Raw genomic sequence first — 19,488 nt, forward strand, 5'->3', positions numbered from 1 at the left:
TTAGCTGGTGACGGCAAGAGTGAGAGCTTGCAATGGCTGATGCGTTCAGTCGAACAGCGCGTCGATGTAGTCCTTGGCCTTGAACGGCCGCAGGTCGTCTATGCTTTCGCCCACGCCGACAAAACGCAGCGGAACCGGACGTTGCTTGGCGATGGCCGCGATCACGCCGCCCTTGGCCGTGCCGTCCAGCTTGCTCAGAATCAGCCCGGTCAGGCCGAGGGCATCGTCGAAGGTCTTGACCTGGGTGATGGCGTTCTGGCCGATATTGGCGTCCAGCACCAGGATGATTTCATGCGGCGCGTCGGGCAAGGCTTTCTGGATCACCCGCTTCACCTTCTTGATTTCCTCCATCAGGTGCAACTGGGTGGGCAGGCGGCCGGCGGTGTCTGCCAGCACGATGTCGATGCCGCGGGCGACCGCGGCCTGGATCGCGTCATAGCAGACGGCGGCGGAGTCGCCGCCTTGCTGGGCGATCACGGTGACGTTGTTGCGTTCGCCCCAGGCCATCAGCTGTTCGCGCGCGGCGGCGCGGAAAGTGTCGCCGGCGGCGAGCAGCACGCTCTTGCCCTGGCTCTGATAGTACTTGGCCAGCTTGCCTATCGATGTGGTCTTGCCGGCGCCGTTGACGCCGGCCATCATGATGACGAAAGGTTTCTTGCCACTGACGTCCAGCGGCTTTTCCAGCGGCGAGATCAGGTCGCCGAGCGAATCCTTCAACGCGTCTTTCAGTTCCGAGGCGTCTTTCAGTCCTTTCAGCGAAACGCGCTCGCGCACGTCGCCAAGCAGGTGCAAGGTGGCGTCCACCCCCATGTCGGCGGTGAGCAGCACGGTTTCCAGCTCTTCGTACAGCTCCTCGTCTATCTTGCCGCCGCCAAACAGGCCGGCCAGGGATTTGCCCAGCTTGTCGCGGGTTTTGGACAGCCCGGCCTTCAGGCGTTCGGCCCAGCTCATTTTCTTCAGCGAGAGCGGCTCGGCTTCAAGCGGCTCGGCCGCCGGCGGCGAAGCCGGTGCGATGGGGGCGGGCGTCGAGGGCATCGGCTCGGGCTGCGCTTGCTGCGGCTCGGGTGTCCGCGTTTCGGACTGGGTGGCTGGCGCGTCCGCATCGGGCAGCGCGGCGGGCTGGATATCGGCCGTCGGCTCCGCTGGGGCGGTTGCCGGAGGCGTGGGCTCGGATTGGGTTTTTCTTTTGAAGAAGCTAAACATGCGTAAAGGCCGGCGGAATTCGGTAAATGGCTAAATTGTATCCTCAAATGGAGGTGCTTACCCAATTGTTGCTGCGCGGCGGGAGACGGAGGCGCCGCATCGTTGAAATCTATATATAAGGAATAGACGGCTTTTTGTGGCGTGAGCGACGACAGATGGCGGCCGGTTTGCGCGACAATGAGGCGCGACGGCGCGGATCGGGTTACACTCAGCCCCTTGTTTTTTGAGCTTGGAATTATGAGTCAGTCGCGTAACACGGTCAGAATCATCGGTGGCGAGTATCGGCGCCGGCTATTGCCGTTTCCCGACGCTCAGGGTTTACGGCCAACGCCGGACCGTGTGCGGGAGACTTTGTTTAACTGGTTGGGCCAGCAGCTGTACGGCAAATCCTGCCTGGATCTTTTCGCCGGAAGCGGGGCTCTGGGCTTTGAGGCGGCTTCGCGCGAGGCGCGGCGCGTGGTGATGGTGGAGAAATCCCGCGTGGTGGCCGAGTCCTTGAAAGCCAACCGGCAGTTATTGTCCGCCGCGAGCATCGATGTGGCGCAGTTCGATGCCCTGGCCTATCTGAAGGGCTGCCGAGATCGTTTCGACGTCGTCTTCGTCGACCCGCCGTTCGACACCGATTTGCTGACGCAGGTTTTGCCTTTGCTGGCTCAGGTGATGAGCGAGGACGGCCTGGCGTATATCGAAAGCCGCCGTTGGCCCGAAGAGCTGCCGGGCTGGGAGGTGCTGAAGCGGGCTAAGGCCGGCCAGGTGCATTACGGTTTGCTGCGCCGGGCGGCGGAGCCGGCCTGAGCGGTTTGCCTGCAGCCAGTCTCATAAATATATAACGGGGCGAACTTGCGAGCCCGACTGTCGGGTGACAAAATTCATGTTGTGGAATACTTGAGGAATTTACTATGTCTTTGATGATTACCGACGAATGCATCAACTGCGACGTCTGTGAGCCGGAGTGCCCCAATAACGCGATTTCCCAAGGCGAGGAAATCTATCAAATCGACCCCAATCTGTGCACCCAGTGCGTCGGCCACTACGACGAGCCGCAATGCCAGCAGGTCTGTCCGGTCGATTGCATCCCTCTGGATCCGTCTCACGAGGAGACTCAAGAGGTCTTGCATCAGAAGTATCTGCGGATATCCGGCCAGGCGTGACGCGCTAAGTTTTTGAATTTATTGGAAGCGCCCCGGGCTTGCCGGGGCGCTTTGCTTTTGCGGGCAAAATAATTAGAAAAAAATGCAAAAACCGGTTGACGGCCATCGGGGCTATCTATAATATTCGGGTCTCTTTCAGGAGGGATTCCCGAGCGGTCAAAGGGATCAGACTGTAAATCTGACGGCTCTGCCTTCGAAGGTTCGAATCCTTCTCCCTCCACCAGAATTTAGCGTCTTGGCGTGTGCGATGAAAGTCGCTCGAGGTTGTTGTTGCAGGCGGGTGTAGCTCAATGGTAGAGCAGAAGCCTTCCAAGCTTACGACGAGGGTTCGATTCCCTTCACCCGCTCCAAGCGTGTAGCCTGTTTTAAAGGGCCCATGTAGCTCAGGGGTAGAGCACTCCCTTGGTAAGGGAGAGGTCGGCAGTTCAATTCTGCCCATGGGCACCACCATTTACTTTGTGTTGTTTCGTATCCAGGAAATTTTGCCATGGCTAAGGAAAAGTTCGAGCGGACTAAACCGCACGTAAACGTCGGCACCATCGGTCACGTGGACCATGGTAAAACCACTCTGACCGCTGCGATCACCACTATTCTGTCGAAGAAGTTCGGTGGCGAAGCCAAGGACTACTCCCAGATCGACAGCGCGCCGGAAGAGAAGGCTCGTGGTATTACCATTAATACCGCTCACGTAGAATACGAAACCGAGTCCCGTCACTACGCTCACGTAGACTGCCCGGGCCACGCCGACTACGTTAAGAACATGATTACCGGTGCTGCCCAGATGGACGGCGCTATCCTGGTGTGCTCGGCCGCTGACGGTCCGATGCCGCAAACCCGCGAACACATCCTGCTGTCCCGTCAGGTTGGCGTTCCGTACATCATCGTGTTCCTGAACAAGGCCGACCTGGTGGACGACGCTGAGCTGCTGGAACTGGTTGAAATGGAAGTTCGCGATCTGCTGTCTTCCTACGACTTCCCGGGCGACGACACCCCGGTGGTGATCGGCTCCGCTCGTCTGGCGCTGGAAGGCGACCAGTCCGAATACGGCGAACCGGCCATCTTCAAGCTGGCTGCTGCTCTGGATTCCTACATCCCGACTCCGGAACGCGCCATCGACAAGCCGTTCCTGCTGCCGATCGAAGACGTGTTCTCGATCTCCGGCCGCGGCACCGTGGTAACCGGTCGCGTAGAGCGCGGCATTGTTAAAGTCGGTGAAGAACTGGAAATCGTGGGCCTGAAGGCTACCGCGAAGACCACTTGCACTGGCGTGGAAATGTTCCGCAAGCTGCTGGACCAAGGTCAAGCTGGCGACAACGTGGGCGTGCTGCTGCGCGGCACCAAGCGTGAAGACGTTGAGCGTGGTCAGGTACTGGCTAAGCCGGGTTCCATCACCCCGCACACCAAGTTCCAGGCTTCGGTGTACGTACTGAGCAAAGACGAAGGTGGCCGTCACACCCCGTTCTTCGCGAACTACCGTCCGCAGTTCTACTTCCGTACCACTGACGTAACGGGCGCCGTTACCCTGTCGGAAGGCGTGGAAATGGTAATGCCGGGCGACAACGTGGAGATCACGGTTGAGCTGATCGCTCCGATCGCCATGGAAGATGGTCTGCGTTTCGCCATCCGCGAAGGCGGTCGTACCGTCGGCGCCGGTGTGGTAGCTAAGATCATCGCTTAATCAGGTTTAAAGGCCAGTAGCTCAATTGGTAGAGTATCGGTCTCCAAAACCGAGGGTTGGGGGTTCGAGACCCTCCTGGCCTGCCAATTAAGACCAGCCGGCGCTTGTGCGCCGGTTGGTCTTTTGTCGCATACGCGCAAGAGAAGATATCGACATGGAAATGCAAGATAAAATCAAGCTGGCGCTGGCCGGTTTGCTGGTGGCGGCCGGTATCGTCGGCTTTTACATGATTCCGGCGGATCAGGGTATTTTGCGCGCGCTTTCGTTTGTGGCCGGCGTGATTCTGGCGGTTGGGGCGGTTTGGTTGTCGCAGCCGGGCAAGAGTTTCGTCACTTACGCCAACGAGTCTCTGGTTGAGGCTCGCAAGGTGGTGTGGCCCACTCGCAAAGAGGCGATGCAGATGACCGGCATGGTGTTTGTTTTCGTGCTGGTGCTGGCCTTGTTCATGTGGTTGGTGGACTCCAGTCTTTCCTGGTTGTTTTATGATGTGATTCTCGGTCGAGGTAAATAATGGCAATGCGCTGGTATGTGGTTCACGCTTATTCTGGCTTTGAAAAAAGCGTGCAAAAGGCGTTGCGCGAGCGCATCGAGCGTTCTCATGTCGCCGATCAATTTGGTCAAATCCTGGTGCCGGTGGAAGAGGTTGTCGACGTCAAGAATGGCCGTCGCTCCATTACCGAGCGCAAGTTTTTCCCGGGCTATGTGTTGGTCGAGATGGAAATGACCGACGATACCTGGCATCTGGTCAAGAGCACGCCGAAAGTGACCGGTTTTGTTGGCGGTACCGCCAACCGCCCGGCGCCGATTTCCAAGAAGGAAGTCGAGGCCATCATGCAGCAGATGCAAGAGGGCGTGGAAAAGCCGAAGCCCAAGGTTCTGTTCGAAGTGGGCGAGAAGGTGCGTGTTATCGACGGCCCGTTCAACGATTTCAACGGTTCGGTCGACGAAGTGAACTACGAGCGCAACAAGCTGCGCGTGTCGGTGCAGATTTTTGGCCGCGACACCCCGGTTGAGCTCGAATTCAGTCAGGTTGAAAAGTTGTAAGCCTGCCTCTTGGCAAGCTTTTTTTAAGCGTGTATACTGTTGCGCTTTCGTCGGGAAGCGAGTTGACGCTCGCGCTATACCCAAACTAGGAGTTTAATCGTGGCAAAGAAAATTGTCGGCTATATCAAGCTGCAAGTGCCCGCTGGCAAAGCCAACCCGTCGCCGCCGATCGGTCCGGCCCTGGGTCAGCGTGGTCTGAACATCATGGAATTCTGCAAGGCGTTCAACGCCGCGACCCAAGGCGTTGAGCCGGGTCTGCCGATTCCCGTAGTGATTACCGCATTTGCGGACAAGTCCTTCACCTTCGTGATGAAGACCCCGCCGGCCACCATCCTTCTGAAGAAGGCTGCTGGCATCAAGTCCGGTTCGGCCAAGGCCAATACCGACAAGGTGGGTAAAGTGACTCGCGCTCAGCTGGAAGAAATCGCCAAGACCAAGCAGCCGGATCTGACCGCTGCCGATCTGGACGCCGCTGTTCGCACCATCGCCGGCTCCGCCCGTTCGATGGGTCTGGAAGTGGAGGGCGTGTAATGGCTAAGGTTTCCAAGCGCTTGCAAGCTCTGAAGGCTGGCGTTGATCGCAACAAGCTGTACGCTATCGACGAAGCGATCTCCCTGGTGAAAGCCGCCGCCACCGCCAAATTCGACGAGTCCATCGACGTGGCCGTGAATCTGGGCGTGGATCCGCGTAAATCCGACCAAGTGGTTCGTGGTTCCGTGGTTCTGCCGCGCGGTACCGGCAAGTCCGTACGCGTTGCCGTGTTCGCTCAAGGCGCGAACGCTGAAGCCGCTAAAGCCGCTGGCGCCGAAGTCGTTGGTTTCGACGATCTGGCCGAGCAGGTTAAAGCCGGCAATCTGGACTTCGACATCGTGATCGCCTCCCCGGACGCCATGCGCGTTGTCGGTCAGCTGGGTCAGATCCTGGGCCCGCGCGGCCTGATGCCGAACCCGAAGGTGGGCACCGTGACCCCGAACGTAGCCGAGGCCGTGAAAAACGCCAAGGCCGGTCAGGTTCAGTACCGTACCGACAAGGCCGGTATCGTTCACGCCACCATCGGCCGCGCTTCTTTCGAAGCCGAAGCCCTGCGTGAAAACTTCTCCGCTCTGGTTGATGCCCTGGTGAAAGCCAAGCCGGCAGCTTCCAAGGGCGTGTATCTGAAAAAGATCGCCGTATCCAGCACCATGGGTGTCGGCGCTCGTGTAGATACCAACTCGATCAGCGCTTAATCGCTGTTTGAGTTTGGCGGGGCGGTTCGCCGCCTCGCCAAGGCTTTGGGCTGGCAAGTTCGCTTGCCAGGTTGTCAAAGACCGTAGGCGCCGCAAGGCTTAATCGCAGATTTGCCAGTATGGAAGTCCGCACCCTACGCAGATGGTGTACCCGAAACAGGCTTCTGAACAAAGTTCAAGCTCATGTAGCTCAGGGGTAGAGCACTCCCTTGGTAAGGGAGAGGTCGGCGGTTCAATTCCGCCCATGAGCACCAGTTCTTTATGATGTCTCCTGATGTAGGTCGCCGCTGCAAAGCGAAGCGAAAATCCTTTCGCTTCATTTCAGTCTAGGAGGTAGACCTTGAGTCTCAATATCGAAGATAAAAAGGCGGTCGTAGCTGAAGTATCTGCCACGCTGGCAGACGCTCAGACCCTCGTTATCGCTGAATATCGGGGCATCGAGGTAAGCAGCATGACCAAACTCCGCGCTCAGGCGCGCGAGAATGGCGTATACCTGCGCGTTCTGAAGAACACGCTGGTTCGCCGTGCTGTGGAAGGCACTCCGTTTGCCGGTCTGGCTGACCAAATGGTCGGCCCGCTGGTTTACGCTGTTTCCACCGACCCGGTAGCTGCTGCCAAGGTGCTGCATCAATATGCCAAGGCTGACGACAAAATCATCGTCAAAGCAGGTTCCTACGATGGCCAGGTGCTGAACGCCGCTCAGGTTGCTGAGCTCGCGTCCATCCCGAGCCGCGAAGAACTGCTGTCCAAGCTTCTCTACGTTATGCAGGCTCCGGTCGCTGGCTTCGCCCGCGCGCTGGCCGCCCTGTCCGACAAGAAGCAAGCCGAAGCCGCTTAACTTATTTGATTCTTATAGAATTCAGGAGATTTTCACATGGCAATCACCAAAGAAGACATCCTCGAGGCCGTTGCTGGTCTGACCGTGATGGAACTGAACGACCTGGTTAAGGCGTTCGAAGAGAAGTTCGGCGTTTCCGCCGCTGCTGTTGCTGTTGCTGGCCCGGCTGGCGCCGGCGCTGCTGCCGCTGAAGAAAAAACCGAGTTTGACGTTATCCTGACTGGCGCTGGCGACAACAAGGTTGGCGTGATCAAGGTTGTGCGCGCAATCACCGGTCTGGGCCTGAAAGAAGCCAAAGACCTGGTTGACGGCGCTCCGAAAGCCCTGAAAGAAGGCGTGGCGAAGGCTGAAGCCGACGACATCCTGAAACAGCTGACCGAAGCCGGTGCTAAGGCTGAAATCAAATAATCTTCTTTGAAAAAAGAGGGTGAGGCTGGCGGAGAAATCCGCCAGCCTTATTGCGCTTGTAGTTGGCCGAAACGAAGAAGGTAAAAGCCAGCAATTATTGAGCGTGGCTGCTGACTTTTGGTTTCTTGCTTGCGCCACCCCACCTCGATGGAGACTCTATGAGTTATTCGTTTACTGAGAAGAAGCGTATTCGTAAAAGTTTTGCGAAGCGTGCCAGTGTTCTCGATGTCCCATTCCTGTTGGCGACCCAGATTGATTCCTACACCGAATTTCTCCAGTTGGGTGTGCCGCTTGACCAGCGTAGGGATGTGGGCCTTCAGGCTGCGTTCAAATCGATCTATCCGATCATCAGCCATAACGGCTATGCGCGTCTGGACTTCGCTCATTACGTCTTGGGCGAGCCGCCGTTCGACGTGCAGGAGTGCCAACTGCGCGGCATTACCTACGCCGCTCCGTTGCGCGCGCGCATCCGCCTGACCATCTTCGACAAAGAGTCTTCCAAGCCGGTGGTGAAGGAAGTGCGCGAGAACGAAGTGTACATGGGCGAAATCCCGCTGATGACGACCAATGGTTCGTTCATCATCAACGGCACCGAGCGCGTCATCGTTTCTCAGTTGCATCGTTCCCCGGGCGTGTTCTTCGAGCACGACCGCGGCAAGACTCATTCCTCCGGCAAACTGTTGTTCTCCGCCCGCGTGATTCCTTACCGCGGTTCCTGGCTGGACTTCGAGTTTGACCCGAAAGACCTGCTGTACTTCCGTATCGACCGTCGCCGCAAGATGCCGGTGACCATCCTGCTGAAGGCGCTGGGTTACACCAACGAAGAAATCCTGTCCGAGTTCTACAGCTTCGACACCTTCTACCTGACCAAGAGCGGCGTGTTCATGCGCGTGGTTCCGGATCGTCTGAAGGGCGAAGTGGCCAAGTTCGACATCGTTGCCGCCGACGGCAAGCTGATCGTGGCCAAGGACAAGCGTATTACCGCCAAGCACATCCGCGACATCCAGACCGCTGAGCTGGACCGCATCGAAGTGCCGGCCGACGCGCTGCTGGGCAAGGTGCTGGCGCACAACGTCGCCAACGCCGACACCGGCGAGCTGATTTCGCGCGCCAACGACGAAGTGACCGAGGAAGTGCTGGCCAAGCTGGCGCTGGCCGATATCCAGCAGGTGGAAGTGTTGTTCACCAACGATCTGGATCAGGGCTCCTACATCTCCCAGACGCTGCGCGCCGACGACATCCAGGACCAGTTGCAGGCCCGCGTGGCCATCTACCGCATGATGCGTCCGGGCGAACCGCCGACGGAAGACGCGGTGGAAGCGCTGTTCCAGCGTCTGTTCTTCAGCGAAGAAACCTACGATCTGTCGCGCGTGGGCCGCATGAAGTTCAGCTCGCGCACCTACCAGTACAAATTCGACGACAAGACCCCTGAGTGGTTCAAGGTGCTGATCGGCGAGAAGTTCGCCGAGCGTCGCGATGTGATGGAAGGCACGCTGTCGACTGAAGACATCGTGTCCGTGATCGCCATCCTGACCGAGCTGCGCAATGGCCGCGGCGAAGTGGACGATATTGATCACCTGGGCAACCGTCGCGTGCGTTCGGTGGGCGAACTGGCCGAAAACCAGTTCCGCGCCGGCCTGGTGCGCGTGGAGCGCGCGGTCAAGGAACGCCTGAATCAGGCGGAATCCGACAACCTGATGCCGCACGACCTGATCAACGCCAAGCCGGTGTCCGCCGCGATCAAGGAGTTCTTCGGCTCCTCGCAGCTGTCCCAGTTCATGGACCAGACCAACCCGCTGTCGGAAATCACCCACAAGCGCCGCGTATCGGCTCTTGGCCCGGGCGGTCTGACCCGCGAACGCGCCGGCTTCGAAGTGCGCGACGTACACCCGACCCACTACGGCCGCGTGTGCCCGATCGAAACGCCGGAAGGCCCGAACATCGGTCTGATCAACTCCTTGTCCGTCTATGCGCGCACCAATGAGTTCGGCTTCCTGGAAACCCCGTACCGCAAGGTAGTGGACAGCAAGGTCACCAACGAGATCGACTACCTGTCCGCGATCGAAGAAGGCCGCTACGTGATTGCTCAGGCCAACGCCGAGCTGAGCGAAGAAGGTACCCTGATCGACGAGCTGGTGACCTGCCGCGAGAAGGGCGAAACCATTCTGGCGACTCCGGACCGCGTACAGTACATGGACGTGGCCACCGGTCAGGTGGTGTCCGTCGCCGCTTCGCTGATTCCGTTCCTGGAACACGATGACGCCAACCGCGCATTGATGGGCGCCAACATGCAGCGCCAGGCCGTGCCTTGCCTGCGTCCGGAAAAAGCCCTGGTGGGCACCGGCATCGAGCGCTCGGTGGCGGTTGACTCCGGCACCACCGTGGTGGCGCGTCGCGGCGGCGTGGTCGACTATGTCGACGCGACCCGCGTGGTGGTTCGCGTCAACGACGAAGAAGCCGTTGCCGGCGAAGTGGGCGTGGACATCTACAACCTGACCAAGTTCACCCGCTCCAACCAGAACACCAACATCAACCAGCGTCCGGTGGTGAAAGTGGGCGACCACATCGCCCGCGGCGACGTGGTGGCCGACGGCGCCTCCACCGACCTGGGCGAGCTGGCGCTGGGTCAGAACATGACCATCGCCTTCATGCCGTGGAACGGTTACAACTACGAGGACTCGATCCTGATCTCGGAGAAGCTGGTCGCCGAAGACCGCTACACCTCGATCCATATCGAAGAACTGTCCGTGGTTGCCCGCGACACCAAGCTGGGCCCCGAGGAAATCACCCGCGACATCCCGAACCTGTCCGAGCGCATGGCCGGCCGTCTGGATGAATCCGGCATCGTGTACATCGGCGCCGAAGTCGAAGCCGGCGATGTGCTGGTGGGCAAGGTGACGCCTAAGGGCGAAACCCAGCTGACCCCGGAAGAGAAGCTGCTGCGCGCGATCTTCGGCGAGAAGGCTTCCGACGTGAAGGACACCTCGCTGCGCGTACCGACCGGCACCGTGGGCACCGTGATCGACGTTCAGGTGTTCACCCGCGAAGGCATTGAGCGCGACAAGCGCGCCCAGTCCATCATCGATTCGGAACTGAAGCGCTATCGCCTGGACCTGAACGACCAGCTGCGTATTTTCGACAACGACGCCTTCAGCCGTATCGAGCGTCTGATCGTCGGCAAAGTGGCCAACGGCGGTCCGAAGCGTCTGGTGAAGGGCACTGTGATCGATCAGGAATACCTGGCCGATCTGCCGTCCAAGCACGACTGGTTCGACATCCGCATGGCCGATGAAGACATCGCCAAGCAGCTGGAACTGATCAAGGAAAGCCTGGCGCAGAAGCGCGAAGAATTCGACCTCAAGTTCGAAGACAAGAAGCGCAAGCTGACCCAGGGCGACGAGCTGCCGCCGGGCGTGCAGAAGATGGTCAAGGTTTACCTGGCCGTTAAGCGCCGCCTGCAGGCCGGCGACAAGATGGCCGGCCGTCACGGCAACAAGGGCGTGGTATCGCGCATCCTGCCGATCGAAGACATGCCTTACATGGGCGACGGCCGTCCGGTCGACATCGTGCTGAACCCGCTGGGCGTACCGTCGCGTATGAACATCGGTCAGATCCTGGAAGTGCATCTGGGTTGGGCCGCCAAGGGCATCGGCGAGCGCATCGACCGCATGATCAAGGATCAGCAGAACGCTTCCTTGGTGCGCGGCTATCTGGAGCGCATCTACAACGAAGCGGGCAAGGTCGAGGACATCGCCTCGCTGAGCGACGACGAAGTGCTGGCCCTGGCGGACAATCTGCGCAAGGGCATGCCGTTCGCGACGCCGGTGTTCGACGGCGCCAAGGAGACCGAGATCAAGCACATGCTGGATCTGGCCTACCCGGATGCGGACCCGCTGACCGAGAAAATGGGCTTTAATGAGTCCAAGACCCAGATGACCCTGTACGACGGCCGCTCCGGCGAAGCCTTCGACCGCAAGGTCACCGTGGGCGTGATGCACTATCTGAAGCTGCATCACCTGGTCGACGACAAGATGCACGCGCGTTCCACCGGCCCGTACTCGCTGGTGACTCAGCAGCCGCTGGGCGGTAAGGCCCAGTTCGGCGGCCAGCGTTTCGGTGAGATGGAGGTTTGGGCGCTGGAAGCTTACGGCGCCGCCTACACCCTGCAGGAAATGCTGACCGTGAAGTCGGACGATGTGACCGGTCGTACCAAGGTGTACGAGAACATCGTCAAGGGCGAGCACAAGATCGATGCCGGCATGCCGGAATCCTTCAACGTGCTGGTGAAGGAAATCCGTTCGCTCGGCCTCGACATGGACCTGGAACGTTATTGATTGGGTTGAATGGGCGCGGCAAGCCGCCGCGCCTGTCCCCTGACTGGAGACGCAATGAAAGCTCTGCTCGACCTCTTTAAGCAAGTTACGCAAGAAGAAGAGTTTGATGCGATTAAGATCGGCATCGCCTCGCCTGACAAGATCCGTTCCTGGTCTTATGGTGAAGTAAAAAAGCCTGAAACCATCAACTATCGTACCTTCAAACCGGAACGCGACGGCCTGTTCTGCGCGCGCATCTTCGGACCGGTGAAGGACTATGAGTGCTTGTGCGGCAAGTACAAGCGCCTGAAGCATCGCGGCGTGATCTGCGAGAAGTGCGGCGTGGAAGTCACCTTGTCCAAGGTGCGTCGCGAACGCATGGGCCACATCGAGCTGGCCAGCCCGACCGCGCACATCTGGTTCCTGAAGTCGCTGCCGTCGCGTCTGGGCATGGTGCTGGACATGACGCTGCGCGACATCGAACGCGTGCTGTACTTCGAAGCGTTCGTGGTGACCGATCCGGGCATGACCCCGCTGCAATACCGTCAGCTGCTGACCGAAGAGGACTTCCTGGACAAGGAAGACCAGTACGGTGAAGAGTTCGTCGCCATGATGGGCGCCGAAGCGGTCAAGGAATTGCTGAAGAAGCTGAACCTGGACAGCGAGATCGAGACCCTGCGCGCCGAACTCAAGGCGACCAGCTCCGACACCAAGATCAAGAAGATCTCCAAGCGCCTGAAAGTGCTGGAGGCCTTCCAGCGTTCCGGCATGAAGCCGGAATGGATGATCCTGGAAGTGCTGCCGGTGCTGCCGCCGGAACTGCGTCCGCTGGTGCCGCTGGACGGCGGTCGCTTCGCGACTTCCGATCTGAACGATCTGTACCGCCGCGTGATCAACCGTAACAACCGTCTGAAGCGCCTGCTGGAACTGCGCGCGCCGGACATCATCGTGCGCAACGAGAAGCGCATGCTGCAGGAATCGGTTGACTCGCTGCTGGACAACGGCCGTCGCGGCAAGGCGATGACCGGCGCCAACAAGCGTCCGCTGAAGTCGCTGGCCGACATGATCAAGGGCAAGGGCGGTCGTTTCCGTCAGAACTTGCTGGGTAAGCGCGTGGACTACTCCGGTCGTTCCGTGATTACCGTGGGCCCGACCCTGCGTCTGCATCAGTGCGGCCTGCCTAAGAAAATGGCGCTGGAACTGTTCAAGCCCTTCATCTTCCACAAGCTGGAAGTGATGGGTCTGGCCTCCACCATCAAGGCGGCCAAGAAGCTGGTAGAGCAGGAAGTGCCGGAAGTCTGGGACATCCTGGAAGACGTGATCCGCGAGCATCCGGTGCTGCTGAACCGCGCGCCGACGCTGCACCGCCTGGGTATTCAGGCGTTCGAGCCGGTGCTGATCGAAGGCAAGGCCATCCAACTGCACCCGCTGGTCTGCGCGGCGTTCAACGCCGACTTCGACGGTGACCAGATGGCTGTTCACGTGCCGCTGTCGCTGGAAGCGCAGATGGAAGCCCGCACCCTGATGCTGGCCACCAACAACGTGCTGTCCCCGGCCAACGGCGACCCGATCATCGTGCCGTCGCAGGATATCGTGTTGGGTCTGTACTACATGACCCGCGATAAGGTGAACGGCAAGGGCGAAGGCATGGTGTTTGCGGACACCAAGGAAGTGCATCGCGCCTACGAAACCCGTCAGGTTGAGCTGGCGACGCGCATCACCGTGCGTCTGCGCGAGTGGGAAAAAGACGAGCAGGGCGAGTTCCAGCCGGTGATCAAGCGTTACGACACCACCGTGGGCCGCGCCATTCTGTCCGACATCCTGCCGAAAGGCCTGCCGTTCGAGCACATCAACAAGGCGCTGAAGAAGAAGGAAATCTCCAAGCTGATCAACGTATCGTTCCGCCGTTGCGGCATCCGCGATACCGTGATCTTCGCCGACCAGTTGATGTACACCGGTTTCGCCTACTCCACTCGCGGCGGCATCTCCATTTGCGTGGACGATATGCAGATCCCGGCCAAGAAGGTCGACCTGCTCGCCGACGCGCAGAAGGAAGTCAAAGAGATCGAAGAGCAGTACCGTCAAGGTCTGGTGACCCAGGGCGAACGCTACAACAAGGTAGTGGACATCTGGGGCCGCACCGGCGACAAGATCGCCAAGGCGATGATGGACGAGCTGTCCAAGCAGAAGGTGCTGGACCGCGAAGGCAAGGAAGTCGATCAGGAATCCTTTAACTCCATTTACATGATGGCCGACTCGGGCGCGCGGGGTTCCGCCGCTCAGATCAAGCAGCTGGCCGGCATGCGGGGTCTGATGGCCAAGCCGGACGGCTCGATTATCGAGACGCCGATTACCGCGAACTTCCGCGAAGGCCTGACCGTACTGCAGTACTTTATTTCCACTCACGGTGCGCGTAAGGGTCTGGCGGATACCGCCTTGAAGACCGCGAACTCCGGTTACCTGACGCGTCGTCTGGTCGACGTGACCCAGGATCTGGTGGTGATCGAGGACGATTGCGGCACCAGCAACGGCTTCACCATGAAGGCCGTGCTGCAAGGCGGCGACGTGATCGAACCGCTGCGCGACCGCATCCTGGGCCGCGTGGCCGCGATCGACCTGGTGGATCCGTCCACCGGCGAGACCGTGATCGAAGCCGGCACGCTGCTGGACGAGCATCTGGTGGACGTGGTGGACAGCCTGGGCATCGACGAAGTGAAGGTGCGTACCGCCATCACTTGCGACACCCGCTACGGCCTGTGCGCCAAGTGCTATGGTCGCGACCTGGCGCGCGGCAAGCGCGTCAACGCCGGCGAAGCCATCGGCGTGATCGCCGCCCAGTCCATTGGCGAACCGGGCACCCAGCTGACCATGCGTACCTTCCACATCGGTGGCGCGGCGTCGCGAAACGCGGCCGCCAGCCAGGTGGAGGGCAAGTCCAACGGCACCGTGCGCTTCTCCAGTCAGATGCGCTATGTGGCGAACACCAAGGGCGAGCTGATCGTCATCACCCGCTCCGGCGAAGTGGTGATCCACGACGATATGGGCCGTGAGCGCGAGCGTCACAAAGTGCCGTACGGCGCGACCCTGATGGTCACCGACGGTCTGGTGATCAAGGCGGGCGCCGTGTTGGCCACTTGGGACCCGCACACCCGTCCGATCATCACCGAGTACGCGGGCCGCGTGAAGTTCGAAAACGTGGAAGAGGGCAACACCGTAGCCAAGCAGACCGACGAAGTGACGGGTCTGTCGACGCTGGTGGTGATCGATCCGAAGCGCCGCGCCGGTTCGCAGTCCAAGATGCTGCGTCCTCTGGTGAAGCTGCTGGACGACAACGGCAACGAAGTGAAGCTGGCCGGTTCCGAAGCCTCGGTATCGATCACCTTCCAGGTGGGCGCCATTATCACGGTGCGCGACGGTCAGGAAGTGGGCAAGGGCGAAGTGCTGGCCCGCATCCCGCAAGAATCGTCCAAGACCCGCGATATTACCGGTGGTCTGCCGCGTGTGGCCGAGCTGTTCGAAGCGCGTTCGCCGAAAGACGCCGGCATGCTGGCGGAAGTGACCGGTACGATCTCCTTCGGCAAGGACACCAAGGGCAAGCAGCGCCTGATCATTACTGATCTGGAGGGCAACGGTTACGAAAACCTGATCCCGAAAGACAAGCACGTGCTGGTGCACGACGGTCAGGTGGTGAACCGCGGCGAATCCATCGTCGACGGTCCGGTGGATCCGCACGACATTCTGCGTCTGCAGGGTATCGAGGCCTTGGCCCGCTACATCGTTCAAGAGGTGCAGGAGGTGTATCGTCTGCAGGGCGTGAAGATCAACGACAAGCACATCGAGGTGATCATTCGCCAGATGCTGCGTCGCGTGATCATCTCCGACAGCGGCGACACCGAGTTCATCCAGGGCGAGCAGGTGGAACGCGCCGACGCGCTGGAAATGAACGACAAGATGCTGGCGGAAGGCCGCGAGCCTGCGCAGTACGAAAACGTGCTGCTGGGTATCACCAAGGCGTCCTTGTCCACCGACTCCTTCATCTCCGCGGCTTCCTTCCAGGAAACCACCCGCGTGCTGACCGAAGCGGCGATCATGGGCAAGAAGGACGACTTGCGCGGCCTGAAGGAAAACGTGATCGTCGGTCGTCTGATCCCGGCGGGTACCGGCCTGGCTTACCACCGCACCCGTCGCGGTTCGACGCAGCATACGCTGGAAGCGGCCGAAGCTCAGTTCTTCGACATCGCCCCGGCCGACGCGCTCGACAGCAACGAATAACGCTTAGTCGTCCTGGCCGGAAAGGGGCGGAATTGCCCGCCTCGGAAGGCCCTGACGCAAAGTGTTGAAAAAACGCTGCCCTATCAACGGTTAAGGTGATGGGGCGGCGTTGTTTTCATTGACGGTAGGACGTTGACTAAAATATAATCCTCCGTCCTTTCTGGCGGCGTGTTGCCGCTGGAGAGCTTCAACTAGGAACTGATAGTAATGCCAACCATTAACCAACTCGTTCGCAAAGGCCGCGTCGCCATCAAGGCGAAGAGCAAGGTGCCTGCGCTGGAAGCCTGCCCGCAGAAGCGTGGCGTGTGCACCCGTGTCTACACCACCACTCCGAAGAAGCCGAACTCGGCTCTGCGTAAAGTGTGCAAGGTTCGTCTGACCAACGGTTTCGAAGTGATTTCCTACATTGGTGGTGAAGGCCACAACCTGCAGGAACACTCCGTAGTGCTGCTCCGCGGCGGTCGTGTAAAAGACTTGCCGGGTGTTCGCTACCACACCGTTCGCGGCTCCCTCGACACCGCAGGTGTTAAAGACCGTAAACAGGCTCGTTCCAAGTACGGCGCCAAGCGTCCCAAGTAATTGGGTTGCACTCAAGGCGGCCTGATCAACACTCAGGGTCGTCTAGTAAGTGACTGCTCCATTGGGTAGTCATGAGCCAAAGCTCAACTGAATAATCTAAGGAAGTAACATGCCACGTCGCAGAGAAGTCCCCAAGCGCGAAATCCTGCCGGATCCGAAGTTCGGTTCCCAGGACCTGTCCAAGTTCATGAACGTAGTCATGATCGATGGCAAGAAATCCGTTGCAGAACGCATCATCTACGGTGCTCTGGAACAGATCGAAAAGAAATCCGGCAAGAATGCCCTGGAAGTATTCAACACCGCTCTGGCCAACGCCAAGCCGGTTGTTGAAGTAAAAAGCCGCCGTGTAGGCGGTGCCAACTATCAAGTTCCTGTTGAAGTACGTCCGTCGCGTCGTATGGCTCTGGCCATGCGTTGGCTGCGCGACGCTGCGCGCAAGCGCGGCGAAAAGTCCATGGACCTGCGCCTGGCTGGTGAGTTGCTCGACGCGGCCGAAGGCCGTGGCGGCGCGATGAAGAAGCGTGACGAAGTGCACCGTATGGCAGAAGCCAACAAGGCCTTCTCGCACTTCCGCTTCTAAGCAGACCCACTATTTAAGGTGTAGATCGTGGCAAGGAAAACCCCCATTGAGCGTTACCGTAACATCGGTATCTCCGCTCACATTGACGCCGGTAAGACGACCACTACCGAGCGTATTCTGTTTTACACCGGTGTGAACCACAAGCTGGGCGAGGTTCATGACGGCGCTGCCACCACCGACTGGATGGAGCAGGAGCAGGAGCGTGGCATTACCATCACCTCCGCTGCTGTGACCACCTTCTGGAAAGGTATGGGGATGCAGTTCCCCGAGCACCGCTTCAACATCATCGACACCCCGGGACACGTGGACTTTACCATTGAGGTAGAGCGTTCCATGCGTGTACTGGACGGCGCGGTGATGGTGTACTGCGCGGTGGGCGGCGTTCAGCCCCAGTCTGAAACCGTATGGCGTCAGGCTAACAAGTACAAAGTTCCGCGTATCGCCTTCGTGAACAAGATGGACCGTCAAGGCGCCAACTTCTTCCGTGCGGTTGAACAGGTGAAGACTCGCCTGCGCGGCAACCCGGTGCCCATCGTTGTGCCTATCGGCGCTGAAGATGGTTTCACCGGCGTGGTCGATCTGTTGAAGATGAAGGCCATCATCTGGGATGAAGCGTCCCAGGGCATGAAATTCGAATACGGCGACATCCCGGCCGATCTGGTTTCCGTGGCCGAAGAATGGCGCGAGAAAATGGTCGAAGCCGCTGCTGAAGTCAGCGACGAGATGATGGACAAGTACTTGGGCGGCGAAACGCTGACCGAGGAAGAAATCATCGCCGGCCTGCGCGAGCGTACCCTGCGTTGCGAAATTCAGCCGATGCTGTGCGGCTCCGCGTTCAAGAACAAGGGTGTTCAGCGCATGCTGGACGCCGTGATTGAACTGCTGCCGGCGCCGATCGACATTCCGGCCATCGCGGGTGAAACCGACGGCAAGCCGGCCGAGCGTCACGCTTCCGACGACGAGCCGTTCTCGGCTCTGGCGTTCAAGCTGATGAACGACCCGTACGTTGGTCAGCTGACCTTCTTCCGCGTCTACTCCGGTGTGGTGAAGTCCGGTGATACCGTGCTGAACTCCATCAAGGGCAAGAAAGAGCGTATCGGCCGTATCGTGCAGATGATGGCGAACGACCGTATCGAGCTGGAAGAAGTGCGTGCCGGCGACATCGCCGCCGCCATCGGTCTGAAAGAAGTGACCACCGGCGAAACCCTGTGCGATCTGAACGCCGAAATCATCCTGGAGCGCATGGAGTTCCCGGAGCCGGTGATTCACGTTGCCGTTGAGCCGAAGACCAAGGCCGACCAGGAGAAGATGGGCGTTGCCCTGAACCGCCTGGCCAAGGAAGACCCGTCGTTCCGCGTGCGTACCGACGAAGAATCCGGCCAGACCATTATTTCCGGTATGGGCGAACTGCACCTGGAAATTCTGGTTGACCGCATGCGGCGTGAATTTGGCGTTGAAGCCAACGTTGGCGCTCCGCAAGTGGCTTACCGCGAAACCATTACCAAAGTTGTTACCGACGTTGACGGCAAGCACGTCAAGCAGTCCGGTGGTAAGGGTCAGTACGGCCATGCAGTTATTACCCTGGAGCCGTCCGGCGAAGGCAATGGCTACAAGTTTGTCGACGAGATCAAGGGTGGTGTGATTCCGCGCGAATTCATCCCGTCCGTGGACAAGGGTATTCAGAACACCCTGTCCAGCGGTATTCTCGCCGGCTTCCCGGTGGTTGACGTTACCGTGCGTCTGACCTTCGGTTCCTACCACGACGTCGACTCCTCGCAGATCGCGTTCGAACTGGCTGGTTCCCTGGCTTTCAAAGAAGCCATGCGCCGCGCCGGTCCGTGCATCCTCGAGCCGATGATGGCGGTGGAAGTGGAAACTCCGGAAGAGTACATGGGCGATGTGATGGGCGACTTGAACCGTCGTCGCGGCATCGTTCAGGGTATGGACGACGATGGTTTGGGTGGCAAGAAGATCAAGGCCGAAGTACCGCTGGCCGAGATGTTCGGTTACTCCACCGATCTGCGTTCCGCTACCCAGGGTCGTGCGACCTACTCCATGGAGTTCAAGCACTACTCCGAAGCTCCGAAGCATGTTGCTGACGCCGTAATGGCCGCCCGCAAGTAATGCGCGCTGAGGCTGGCCGGATTTAACGATTCGGCCAGTCCCGATCTAATGTTCTTTAATCAAGGATTTTTG

15 protein-coding genes and 5 tRNA genes are annotated in these 19,488 nt (G+C 59.4%); 19 read left to right on the forward strand and 1 reads right to left on the reverse strand.

All coding sequences use genetic code 11. The annotated features are described in order from the left end of the window. Positions 1 to 45: 45 nt before the first annotated feature. Positions 46 to 1,203 carry a signal recognition particle-docking protein FtsY gene (ftsY, locus tag ACODSD_RS12495; RefSeq protein WP_488877507.1) on the reverse strand — a complete coding sequence of 386 codons (1,158 nt, stop codon included), beginning with the start codon at positions 1,201 to 1,203 and terminating at the stop codon, positions 46 to 48. 237 nt (positions 1,204 to 1,440) lie between these two features. Here ftsY and rsmD point away from each other — a divergent pair, with 237 nt between their 5' ends. The 19 genes from rsmD (at position 1,441) to fusA (ending at position 19,416) form a co-directional block, all read left to right on the forward strand. After that, positions 1,441 to 1,998 carry a 16S rRNA (guanine(966)-N(2))-methyltransferase RsmD gene (rsmD, locus tag ACODSD_RS12500; RefSeq protein ID WP_107797926.1) on the forward strand — a complete coding sequence of 186 codons (558 nt, stop codon included), beginning with the start codon at positions 1,441 to 1,443 and terminating at the stop codon, positions 1,996 to 1,998. A 104-nt stretch (positions 1,999 to 2,102) separates the two neighbouring features. After that, positions 2,103 to 2,354, forward strand: a complete 252-nt coding sequence (locus ACODSD_RS12505) for a YfhL family 4Fe-4S dicluster ferredoxin (RefSeq protein ID WP_107797927.1) — start codon at positions 2,103 to 2,105, stop codon at positions 2,352 to 2,354. 138 nt (positions 2,355 to 2,492) lie between these two features. Continuing rightward, positions 2,493 to 2,577 (forward strand) — tRNA-Tyr (locus ACODSD_RS12510). 53 nt (positions 2,578 to 2,630) lie between these two features. Beyond that, positions 2,631 to 2,704: transfer RNA gene (locus ACODSD_RS12515), tRNA-Gly, on the forward strand. Positions 2,705 to 2,726: 22 nt separating this feature from the next. Next, positions 2,727 to 2,801 (forward strand) — tRNA-Thr (locus tag ACODSD_RS12520). Between the two features lie 40 nt (positions 2,802 to 2,841). Next, positions 2,842 to 4,032 (forward strand): elongation factor Tu, encoded by a 1,191-nt coding sequence (tuf, locus tag ACODSD_RS12525; protein ID WP_227106574.1) that lies wholly within the window; start codon positions 2,842 to 2,844, stop codon positions 4,030 to 4,032. A gap of 10 nt (positions 4,033 to 4,042) precedes the next feature. Next, positions 4,043 to 4,118 (forward strand) — tRNA-Trp (locus tag ACODSD_RS12530). Between the two features lie 68 nt (positions 4,119 to 4,186). Then, positions 4,187 to 4,543, forward strand: coding sequence for a preprotein translocase subunit SecE (gene secE / locus ACODSD_RS12535; protein ID WP_107797905.1), 357 nt, complete (start codon positions 4,187 to 4,189; stop codon positions 4,541 to 4,543). Then, positions 4,543 to 5,076: a transcription termination/antitermination protein NusG gene (nusG, locus tag ACODSD_RS12540; protein ID WP_048411720.1), complete on the forward strand. Its 534-nt coding sequence runs from the start codon at positions 4,543 to 4,545 to the stop codon at positions 5,074 to 5,076. The genes secE and nusG overlap by 1 nt, the downstream gene beginning before the upstream one ends. A 99-nt stretch (positions 5,077 to 5,175) precedes the next feature. Next, on the forward strand, positions 5,176 to 5,607 hold the full coding sequence (gene rplK / locus ACODSD_RS12545) for a 50S ribosomal protein L11 (RefSeq protein ID WP_048416070.1): 432 nt from the start codon (positions 5,176 to 5,178) through the stop codon (positions 5,605 to 5,607). Beyond that, entirely contained in the window at positions 5,607 to 6,302 is a 696-nt protein-coding gene (rplA, locus tag ACODSD_RS12550; RefSeq protein ID WP_048416069.1) for a 50S ribosomal protein L1, read from the forward strand. The genes rplK and rplA overlap by 1 nt, the downstream gene beginning before the upstream one ends. A 179-nt stretch (positions 6,303 to 6,481) precedes the next feature. Further along, positions 6,482 to 6,556, forward strand: a tRNA-Thr gene (locus ACODSD_RS12555). Between the two features lie 86 nt (positions 6,557 to 6,642). Beyond that, complete coding sequence (rplJ, locus tag ACODSD_RS12560) at positions 6,643 to 7,140, forward strand: 50S ribosomal protein L10 (protein ID WP_107797906.1); 498 nt, start codon at positions 6,643 to 6,645, stop codon at positions 7,138 to 7,140. Between the two features lie 36 nt (positions 7,141 to 7,176). Continuing rightward, positions 7,177 to 7,548, forward strand: coding sequence for a 50S ribosomal protein L7/L12 (rplL, locus tag ACODSD_RS12565; RefSeq protein ID WP_019102910.1), 372 nt, complete (start codon positions 7,177 to 7,179; stop codon positions 7,546 to 7,548). A 158-nt stretch (positions 7,549 to 7,706) separates the two neighbouring features. Continuing rightward, positions 7,707 to 11,882, forward strand: a complete 4,176-nt coding sequence (rpoB, locus tag ACODSD_RS12570) for a DNA-directed RNA polymerase subunit beta (RefSeq protein ID WP_488877508.1) — start codon at positions 7,707 to 7,709, stop codon at positions 11,880 to 11,882. Positions 11,883 to 11,936: 54 nt separating this feature from the next. Continuing rightward, entirely contained in the window at positions 11,937 to 16,133 is a 4,197-nt protein-coding gene (gene rpoC, locus ACODSD_RS12575; protein ID WP_107797908.1) for a DNA-directed RNA polymerase subunit beta', read from the forward strand. Between the two features lie 207 nt (positions 16,134 to 16,340). Then, complete coding sequence (gene rpsL / locus ACODSD_RS12580; protein ID WP_019103491.1) at positions 16,341 to 16,712, forward strand: 30S ribosomal protein S12; 372 nt, start codon at positions 16,341 to 16,343, stop codon at positions 16,710 to 16,712. A gap of 109 nt (positions 16,713 to 16,821) precedes the next feature. Then, on the forward strand, positions 16,822 to 17,292 hold the full coding sequence (gene rpsG / locus ACODSD_RS12585) for a 30S ribosomal protein S7 (protein WP_019103492.1): 471 nt from the start codon (positions 16,822 to 16,824) through the stop codon (positions 17,290 to 17,292). A gap of 27 nt (positions 17,293 to 17,319) precedes the next feature. After that, complete coding sequence (gene fusA, locus ACODSD_RS12590; protein ID WP_107797909.1) at positions 17,320 to 19,416, forward strand: elongation factor G; 2,097 nt, start codon at positions 17,320 to 17,322, stop codon at positions 19,414 to 19,416. Positions 19,417 to 19,488 lie beyond the last annotated feature (72 nt).

This window comes from Chromobacterium sp. FG22 (assembly GCF_057809415.1).